General features: G+C 45.1%; 3 protein-coding genes. All 3 read right to left on the reverse strand.

Annotated features, from left to right (window positions below):
- Positions 1 to 302: hypothetical protein (locus IH597_09365; GenBank protein ID MBE0662664.1), on the reverse strand; the 302-nt coding region annotated here is incomplete at its 3' end.
- 252 nt (positions 303 to 554) lie between these two features.
- Positions 555 to 3,734: a fibrobacter succinogenes major paralogous domain-containing protein gene (locus tag IH597_09370; GenBank protein ID MBE0662665.1), complete on the reverse strand. Its 3,180-nt coding sequence runs from the start codon at positions 3,732 to 3,734 to the stop codon at positions 555 to 557.
- A 103-nt stretch (positions 3,735 to 3,837) separates the two neighbouring features.
- Positions 3,838 to 4,852: T9SS type A sorting domain-containing protein (locus IH597_09375; protein MBE0662666.1), on the reverse strand; the 1,015-nt coding region annotated here is incomplete at its 5' end.

Below are 4,852 nucleotides of genomic sequence, written 5' to 3' on the forward strand. Positions count from 1 at the left end.
TATACACCAAAAGGAAGGATGAAAGTGCCTGTAGCGGGTTCATCATTTACCGTGTAGGGCAGGTAGGAAAACCCTACCCTGCCCAGCATTTTATTGCTTTCATTGCCCAGGATCATGCGTTCGTAGTTGAGGGAACCGATACCGGTAAGCGCGCCTATTTCCAGGGAAATGTGGTTTTTGTATATGCGGGATAAGCCCGTTTCAGTTTGACCGGATACAATGGTTTGCAAGCCAGTCATTAAAACCATTAGCAGCCCAAAACTGATGTTTTGAAAAACAACAGTTTTGATTTTTGTTTTCATGTTTATGCTTTTTTTGATTAAAATACTTTATTAACTTCTTTGGTGATTGATAATCATTACTTTATACAGAAACTATCATGATATTGAGATAATCTAGAAAAACCTGCAAGTGCGGAATACCCCCAAATACACCCTGTCAGTTATTAATTTCATCATACCTCAATTACACTTTACATATATCTAAAGGAGTAAACCAAATTTCAAATTTACACTGTGGTATAGCGTAGCTTATCTAAAAGGGTAAACAAATGATCAATTATTTCGTATACAACGAAGGGACAAACCATAAGCCTTATCATGGTACTGAAGTCCTACAAAGTTCGAATCATTATATAAAAAAAAGGCCTCAGCGCTATCAGAGTACATGGTACCTGTGGACGACCACCATCTCCCATAATAACCTAAATCAGTAACATCATAGCCGCTACGAAACCAGCCGGCCGGAAGCCCTGAAAAACCGCTTTCATTGGTTGCAACATAATTGGGATCGTGGTACCAAAAAGGATGTCCATCAGGGTTTGGAAAATAATTATGTCCCGCCACCCCAACTCTTTCTGCTGTTCGTGTGCTCCTTAGTTTGCCACTGGCATATTGCCCACCAACACAATTACGAAGATGCATCCAGTCATTATGGGTTGGCACATGCCATCCCTCAGGACAGATTCCTTGCACGGGATCTGACCAGTTGGAGCTAACACCGTTCATTACCGTAGCCCAATCGTACAACCTGCCATATTCCGTGTGTTCCCGCCACTCCCATTCTAAGCACTCTACATATACATATGGGTAATTGATTATTGAATCCACTAAAAATTCTATGCAATATTTATCTTTCGGCCACCAGTTATTCCCCACATCCACATCCCAATTATGTAGCATCCAAATCTGGCCACAAATCTGCACTGCTTCTATGCCAATTCTCACCGAACCAACGCAACCAAGACTGTCTTGGGCATACACAATATGAAAGCCGCTATGCAGATTAGCGAAGGTGTTATTGGCTGAAAAGCTAAGTGGATCATCCAGTGCATACAGGTAAGGCGGTTTACCACCTCGTGCCTCGAACACATAAACATTATCGGGATAAACAGAGTAGTCCACTGAAATATTATATTTATCGCAAGGGTCAGGAGCCTTGTAAACCAGGGTTGTTTTGCATTCCAGGCTGTCTTTTATGGTAAAAGTATAAATTGAATCGGCCATAGGCAGAAATTTGGGCGCTATGCCTGAAAAAGTTATATCATTAAGGGAATACAGATAAGGAGGTTTGCCCAGTTTTCCCTCCACACTAAGGGTATCTTCCAGAAACAACAGGCGTGCGGATAAATTGGATCGGCTGCAGTCGCTGGCAGTATCGGCATACGCAATAAACTCAAGGGGTGAGTTTTCGATATGGGTACCGTTACAATCGAACACATAGGCTTTCAAGCGGCTTTCGGGCGTGTTGCCGGGTATCCAGGTGGTATTGGCAAGACCATTTGCATCGGCATACACTGCAAGGGAACTGTCAGGGGGATTGTTGCCGACGCTGCAAGTGCTATCAGGTTCAAACATAACCTTTGCCCCGGGTAGGGTAAAGCCTTTGTTGCTGTGTACTTTTACCTGAACAGGTATTTGCCGCTCCTGAGGAGGTGTACCGGGTACATAGGTATGGTGATTTCCCATTGTGATTTCTAAACTTTCAGGGAATTTGTATGTAAACTTATCGGTTGCCCATGTAGTAGAAAAATCAATAAACTCTTTGCCCAGGATGCTGCCTTTGGCGCCCAGCTTTATCTCGCCCCAGATATCAAGCTTTGCGGCCCAGTTTAAGGGTGGTGGGATCACAGAGGCACATAGCAACAGTTCCTGGTTAAGTTTTGCGTTCAAGTAGGGTCCTACCACTGAATAAATATTAAAGGAAAGTTCAGGACCTATTTCAAAGGTCTGTTTCAGGCCTCCGGTAATCTCATAGGAGTTCTCTGTTTTGGTTTCGCTCGAAGATTCCCGTACTATACCCCAACTGCCATTGCTGTATTCAATATAATTTGAGGTTGTGGTTGTTTGCTGGAGAGCGGGGGTTGCGTTCATCATCACGCCCGCTTCGGCCCCTGCCTTGCCATTGAGTGAAAATTTAATATCCACAAGAACCGGGACAGCTCCTACAATAATGAGGTAATATAAGGTATTATCAAAAACAGTATAGTCCCGGTCTAACAAATTCACTGTTGCGTTAATGTCCACGCTCAGGCCTATCTGGGTTTCTTCCCTTGAGTTGCTGGTTCCCAGTTTAAAATAATCAATTCCACCCAGCCATCCCTTTTTGCGGTCAATTACCAGGTTGGGGGTGTATTTGTAATGCCCGTCAAGCACTATTACAACACCCATATCGTCAACAATTTCAACAGATTGAAAATCGAAATCAATCAATGCCGATCCACTTTTGCTTGTGCTGCGGCTCATGGTTACCCCCTTGGGCATAGAGGTTTTTTCGCCTATCAGATAATAATGAATCTCACCATTTCTATACTTTTGGTTGCCCATTAGTTCCTGCCTTGTAGGCATCCGGGTCAGGCGGTTGTAGCCTCCGTTTTTTGCAGCACTTAGCGTAGTATCCAGGCTGTATAACTCGCCAAAGTTAAAGGCGCCATATTCGGTAATGTCATCGAGGGTGGCCTGGGTAGTCTGCATGGTATGTATGGTATCGTTATTGGCCGTATTTATTGATACTGACTGAACCATACGCAAAAAACCTCCAAGCTGCATGCCTACCAACACAGTGGAGTCGGCAACCGCCGGCACAGGTGAACTGAAGCGGATACGATACTGCCCATTAGCGAGTTGTGCGGGGGTGCTCAGAATTACATCGGTAGTGTCAACCACTACAAAATTATCGAAATACTGATTGGTTACAAACTCTACTTCAAGGGTATCGCTGCTGCTGCCACAAACGTTGCTAAGGGTCCACACCAGGGTGTATGATTGGTTTTCCTGGCCTTGCAATTGCGCTGAAGGGCTTGCGGGGTCAGATAATGTTGCGCCGGTTCCGGCAATAATGGTCCATTGCCCGGTTTCGCCCTCCTCCTGATTTGCTGCCAGCCATGCCTGGGTTCCGGTTACAATGCGATCGAGGCCGGCATTGGCCTTAGGAGGCACACGTACCAGGCTGATCTGTGAAAATTCGGATGGGCAATCAGAGAATTTTGCCACACAACGGTAATACATGTTTTTTACAGGTAAAAAGGTGTAAATTGTATCAACTTCACCACCAATTGCCTGCCAGTCTTCCATATCGGATGACTGCTCCCACCGCATGGTGCTGTTCTGAAAATTCCCTGCCCTGAGGGTAATGGTATCAGCGCCGCATACTTCAATTATTTGTGAACTGGCTGCCCGGGCAAACCCAAGCACACATAATAAAGAGATTAAAGAACTGTAGATTATCGTTTTCATATGTTTTGATTATATTTTATTGCTATTTGTTTCTTTTTAGCCTTAACCAGTACTGCGTACCTGTTTATATTGGTGCAGCCTTGCGGCTATTATGTTAATGCAATTATTGTTTGATTAATTTTTCTATTCCAATTTGAGCGCCATTCACCAAACGCACCAGATAAACCCCGGGTTTACAACTTCTTAAACCTATTTCGTGCTTCTGGCCGGGTGGCAATTCCTGGCTGAGGATCAGTTCGCCCTGTATGTTGAAGATCTCTACACGGAGCATCTCGTGGTTCTCCCGGCTGCAAAGTTCTACGGTGAGGATATCAGAGACAGGATTGGGGTACAGCTTAAAGAAGGAAGCGGGTTTTTCCGGTTCAGCAGTTCCCTTTATGATTGTATCATCTGGATCAGCCTCTGCTTCAACCGGATCATTGACAACCAGGAAATGGTTTTCCATTTCTCCGCAGAACGGACCACCGGGTGCAATGTATGCATGAAGATACCCACCGGATTCAACCTGCGTTCCGTATTGCATTACAATTTTTTCACCGGCAATCAGGGTTACGGCTCCTCCACTTGAAACAATGAAATGGCCTCCGTCGCCGGCAGTGTGTATGGTTTGCGTAGCATCGAGGCACAGGGTTTCATCAGGTTGCACCATCAGGTTGGTATAATGCTTATCGGGCTCAATACAGAAAGGGCCGCCGGGTGCAATGTAAGCATGCATGTGGCCGCCATGGAAAACCTTTGTGCCAGGGAGCATTACGATTTTTTCGCCGGCAATCAGTGTTGTGGTTCCCCCGTTTTCAACAATGAAATGGCCTCCATTTCCGGCAGTGTAAATGGATTGGGTTGCATTAAAGCATTGTGTATCGTTTGGCTGAATCAAATGATTGTCAAGTTCAGAAACTACCGGGATGGATGTTCCTTCCACCTGAAAATATGCAATAAGGCTTCGGTGGTTTACAGCAGGGAATGAATAAGCAGCACCGGCAGGCCCGTTTGCATCCATCACTATATTGTCATCTTCTTTCCAATGTTGAAATTCATACCCGTTTGCCGGTGTAGCGAGAAGATTTACGGTTTGAAAATGCTCATATTCGCCTCCTCCGCTGACAGTGCCCCATTCC

The sequence above is a fragment of the Bacteroidales bacterium genome (genome assembly GCA_014860575.1).
Lineage (GTDB): Bacteria > Bacteroidota > Bacteroidia > Bacteroidales > JAAYJT01 > JAAYJT01.